Annotated in this window: 6 protein-coding genes; 1 reads left to right on the forward strand and 5 read right to left on the reverse strand. The window is 73.0% G+C overall.

The window, feature by feature from the left end; all coding sequences use genetic code 11:
* Both ACFWJ4_RS40985 and ACFWJ4_RS40990 read right to left on the reverse strand, forming a co-directional pair.
* A partial coding sequence (locus ACFWJ4_RS40985; RefSeq protein WP_380554400.1) for a hypothetical protein occupies positions 1–394 on the reverse strand: 394 nt, incomplete at its 3' end.
* A gap of 435 nt (positions 395–829) precedes the next feature.
* Entirely contained in the window at positions 830–1,099 is a 270-nt protein-coding gene (locus ACFWJ4_RS40990) for a hypothetical protein (RefSeq protein WP_359901250.1), read from the reverse strand.
* Positions 1,100–1,566: 467 nt separating this feature from the next.
* Here ACFWJ4_RS40990 and ACFWJ4_RS40995 point away from each other — a divergent pair, with 467 nt between their 5' ends.
* On the forward strand, positions 1,567–2,097 hold the full coding sequence (locus tag ACFWJ4_RS40995) for a MarR family winged helix-turn-helix transcriptional regulator (RefSeq protein WP_380554409.1): 531 nt from the start codon (positions 1,567–1,569) through the stop codon (positions 2,095–2,097).
* Between the two features lie 809 nt (positions 2,098–2,906).
* On the opposite strand, the gene ACFWJ4_RS41000 is transcribed toward ACFWJ4_RS40995, so the two are convergent.
* From ACFWJ4_RS41000 to ACFWJ4_RS41010, 3 genes are all read right to left on the reverse strand, one after another.
* Positions 2,907–3,122: a hypothetical protein gene (locus ACFWJ4_RS41000; protein WP_380554403.1), complete on the reverse strand. Its 216-nt coding sequence runs from the start codon at positions 3,120–3,122 to the stop codon at positions 2,907–2,909.
* A gap of 144 nt (positions 3,123–3,266) precedes the next feature.
* Positions 3,267–4,004 carry a TetR family transcriptional regulator gene (locus tag ACFWJ4_RS41005; RefSeq protein WP_380554406.1) on the reverse strand — a complete coding sequence of 246 codons (738 nt, stop codon included), beginning with the start codon at positions 4,002–4,004 and terminating at the stop codon, positions 3,267–3,269.
* A 98-nt stretch (positions 4,005–4,102) separates the two neighbouring features.
* On the reverse strand, positions 4,103–4,178 hold a 76-nt coding region (locus ACFWJ4_RS41010; protein ID WP_374214750.1), incomplete at its 5' end, for an acyl-CoA dehydrogenase family protein.

Raw genomic sequence — 4,178 nt, forward strand, 5'->3', positions numbered from 1 at the left:
CCTCGGTCGCCGGAACGGCGGCGGGCGCAACCTCGGTCGCCGGAACGGCGGCGGGCGCAACCTCGGTCGCCGGGGCGGCGGCGGGAGCGGCAGCCTCGGCCGCCGGGGCGGCGGCGGGGGCGACGTCCTCGTCGTTGAAGGTGGCACCCGCACCCGTGAAGGAGCCGGTGACGCCCTCGTCTTCCGCGATGATCCAGAAGCTGGCGTGCGAGACACCGTCGTGGCCGACGTGGGACTCGACCGCCGCGAGGGCTGCGGCGTCCTCGTTGGCGGTGAAGAAGCCCTTGCCGTAGTTCGCGTCGATGCCTTCGTGGGCCGAGGCCAGGCCGGCGCAGCCGAGCACGAGCGGGACGGTGAGGGCGCCGACAGCCACGACTCGCTTGAGAGCACGCATGAAAATCTCCTCCACGGAGTTTCTGGGTTGAGTGGCGGTGCCGTTCAGCCCCGCCGCGATTCAGAGAGCCACGCCCCGGATCCCGCCGCAACCGGCACCGCGACCCGTCCGGCCTCACGTCCCGTCAGAATCGCCGCCCCCACCAGCGGAAATACCGTTCGTATGCCTATCTGACAGGATCAGTCGGCTGGAGCACTCTGCGTCACTCCGCGCCACCCTCCGTCGCCGCCGGGCCCCTGCCGCGGACCGCCCCTGCGGAGCCGCCCCTCGACGGAGCCATCATGCGAACGGCTCGATACAACGGCCCGCCGTACGGGAACAGTTGGCCGGGACCTCCGAGCCCGCGGAACGGCGGGAGCGCCGCTTCGGGCACAGGCGAATCCCCCCGGAGTTCGCGGGAACTCCGGGGGGATTCGCAAACTATGTCACTCACTGTCACCCGTGGTTCCAGGTGGCACTCGAACCCGTGAAGGAGCCGGAGACGCCGTTGTCGTCCGCCCAGATCCAGAAGTCGATGTGCGAGACGCCGCCGGGACCGGCGGAGGACTCGGAACCGGCGACACCGGCACCGTTCTGATTGGCGATGAACTGACCCTTGCCCCAGCTCGCGTCCAGGCCGTCGTGGGCCGAGGCCAGGCCGGCGCAGCCGATCACGAGCGGGACGGCAAGGGAACCGACAGCCAGGACACGCTTGAGAGCGCGCATGAAAATCTCCTCCACGGAGTTTCCGGTTGAGGTGGCGGCACCGATCGGCCCGCCCCGACTCAGGGAGCCACGCCCCACATCCCGCCGCAACCGACACGGTGCCCACTGCGGCCGACGCGGCCTCTGACGCGCCGCAGTGACCAGCGGATACACATATCGGACGATTGCCGTGGGGGTCATTCGACCGGAGCAGGCCCACGACACTCCAACGGCCCCGCCCGACCCACCGCACAGGACACTCCCCCAGCGGCCCGACGCCGGCCGGCTCCCGCCGAGCACACCTCCGGCTTCCGCCGAAGTCTCGGCCACTGCGGCCGAGTTGGCGGGTCGCCGCCCCTTGACAGGATTCCCGCGAAGTGCAGAATGACTTCATTATGAAGCAGGTAAATAAATCAATGGAGTCGTCGGCCGGTCCGCTGGGGCGGGATGCCGAGGGCCGGCTCTACGACAGCAGGGTGCGGACGGCCATGGGCGCGTTCACCAAGGGCGGGGACACCCTGGCACTGGAGGCCGCGGCCGCCGCACGGTCGGCGTTCCACGCGGTGGAGAAGCTACGGGCGCACGGATCGCAGGGACGGGGGTTGAGCGCGGGGGCGCTGGATGTGCTGGTGCGGCTCGGGGCCGCGGGCGAAGCGGGTGAAGCGGGTGAAGCGGGTGAACCGGGGCTGACTGTGGGCGAGTTGGCCCGGGCCGGCGGGGTGAGCCCGCGCAACGCGACCGGCCTGGTGGACACCCTGGAGCGGGAGGGGCTGGCCCGCCGCTCCCCCGACCCGAACGACCGGCGGGCGGTGCTGGTCACCGCGACGCCCGAAGGGCTGGCCTGGCTGGAGGAGTTCCGGGTGCCCACCGAGCGCGCGATGGCCGCCGTGTTCCGCGGCTTCAGCCCCGAGGAGATGGCCCAACTGCGGCACCTGTGCCTGCGGTTGGTGGAGAACCAGCAGCAGATCGAGCAGTACCTGGGCGCCGTCGCGGACGGCCCGGGCCCGGACGTCAGCTGACCCCGGGGCCTCCGCGCGGCCGGCCGGAGCGGCGCCCCGCTTCGACCGGCCGCGCAACCACTCCGCGGTGATCAAGGCCGCCACCGTGGACACGATCAGCAGCGGCATCGAGTCGGCCGCCTGGCCGCCGAGCAGCGCGGCGGCCAGGACGGTGCTGGTGACGGGCAGGCCGGTGACGGCGGCACCCGAGGCCGCGAGGCCGACCGCCAGCGCGGGCGCGGCCCCGAAGCCGGGCAGCGGCGCACAGGCCGTGCCGAGGGCCGTACCGAGCAGGGGCGCCGGGAAGATCGGGCCGCCGCGCAGGCTGCCGAGGGCGATCGACCAGCCCAGCCCCTTGAAGAGCACGAGGGCGAGCAGCACGCCGACCGGCCAGTCGGCCGGATCGGCGGCGAGCACGCCCAGGGTGGCCTGCCCGGAGAGCGCGACCTGCTCCGGGGAGCGGCCGGTGAGCAGGGCGTACGCGGCGAGGCAGCAGCCGACGGCGACCGCGCACAGCACGATGCGCAGGGCGGTCTGTCGCGCGGTGCCGGTCGTGACGAAGGCCTTCACCCCGCGGCCGAAGGTCTGCCCCGCCACGCAGACCAGGGCGATCGCGGCGGCCAGCGGAACGCCCCGGAGGAAGTCCCCCGGGTCGGGCACCCCGCTCCTCGGCACGCTCGGCAGCGAGAGCGCACCGATCGACAGGCCGGTCCAGTGGCCGAAGCCGGTGAAGACCAGCGCCCCGAGCCCGCCGGACAGCGGGCTGGGCAGGATCAGCGCGGTCGGCTGCGGGCCGCCCAGCCCGGCCGCCTCGATCAGCATCACGGCGGCTACCACCAGGGGGCCTGGTGGTGGCCGAGCGTCTCCGGCAGGCTCTCCCGGACCCACTGCTGGAGCTCGTGCTCCAGGTTGACGACGCCGAAGGCCGCCAGCGAGACCGGGACGCCGACCAGCCCCGAGACCAGCAACAGGCGGAAGTAGCCCTTGTGCGGCAGCACCTCGCGCAGGGTCGGGCCGCTGCTCCGCTGCTGGGACGTCGTCGGCATCGCCGCTCCCTCGCGCTCCCGGGCCGCCCGCCGTCGGCGAGGGCCGTCCCGGGACCGAGTCTCGCCCGGAGCCGGACGTCCCGCACGGCGCACGGGCCGTCGACCGGGGCCACGGCGAACGCGGCTGCGCCGTGCGGGTGAGGATCAGACCTGGCGGGCGTCGGCGCCCAGCGCGCTCTCGATGCCCTGGACCATCCGCCACAGCGGCGCGCGGCGGCTGGCGACCAGGACCACGACGTCGTCGGACTCGCCGTCGGCGGCATCGCCCTGGCGCTCGCCCCAGGTGCCGGTGACGAAGGCCATCGCCGCGTCCACCTCGGCCACCCAGTCGCTCTCCCCGCCCGAGCGCAACCAGGTGCGCAGGGCGTGGTTGTGCGCGGAGACGACGGCCGCGGCGATCACGTCCGCACGCAGCGGGCCGTCGGGGCGGTCGGCGAAGCGGCCGCGCAGATAGGCGGCCAGGGTGTGCTCGTAGCGCCAGACCACGGACAGCTCGTACGCGCGCAGGCCGGGCACCTTGCGGGTCAGGCGGTAGCGCTGGACGGAGAAGGAGGGCTGCTCGGCGTACATCCGCAGGACCAGGCGGGCGGCGTCGCAGGCGTGCCTGACCGGGTCCTCCTCACCGGTGCCGGACTCCAGGAACTCCGTCATCTCGGCGAGGCTGCGCTCGTGGTCGGGGAAGACCACGTCCTCCTTGGCCGGGAAGTAGCGGAAGAAGGAGCGCCGGCCGACGCCGGCCAGCGAGACGATGTCGTCGACGGTCGTCTGTTCGAAGCCGCGCTCCAGGAAGAGCTCGAAGGCCGCGGCCACCAGCGCCTCGCGCATCGCCGGCTTCGAGGGCCCGTCATTCATGGACTGGTCCTGCTCTTCCTTCTCACTCATTCACCGGAACTTAGCATCGGGACGATGCCTCGGCACCGACGGCCGGGCGGCCGGCCGACCCGCCGTCGGTGCACGTCGAGGTGGGGTTACGGGTGGGGTTACGGGAGGTTGCGGGCCATCACGATCCGCTGGACCTGGTTGGTGCCCTCGTAGATCTGCGTGATCTTCGCGTCC

This window comes from Kitasatospora sp. NPDC127067, from assembly GCF_042724755.1.
In the GTDB taxonomy this organism is placed as follows: Bacteria; Actinomycetota; Actinomycetes; order Streptomycetales; family Streptomycetaceae; genus Kitasatospora; species Kitasatospora lactacystinica.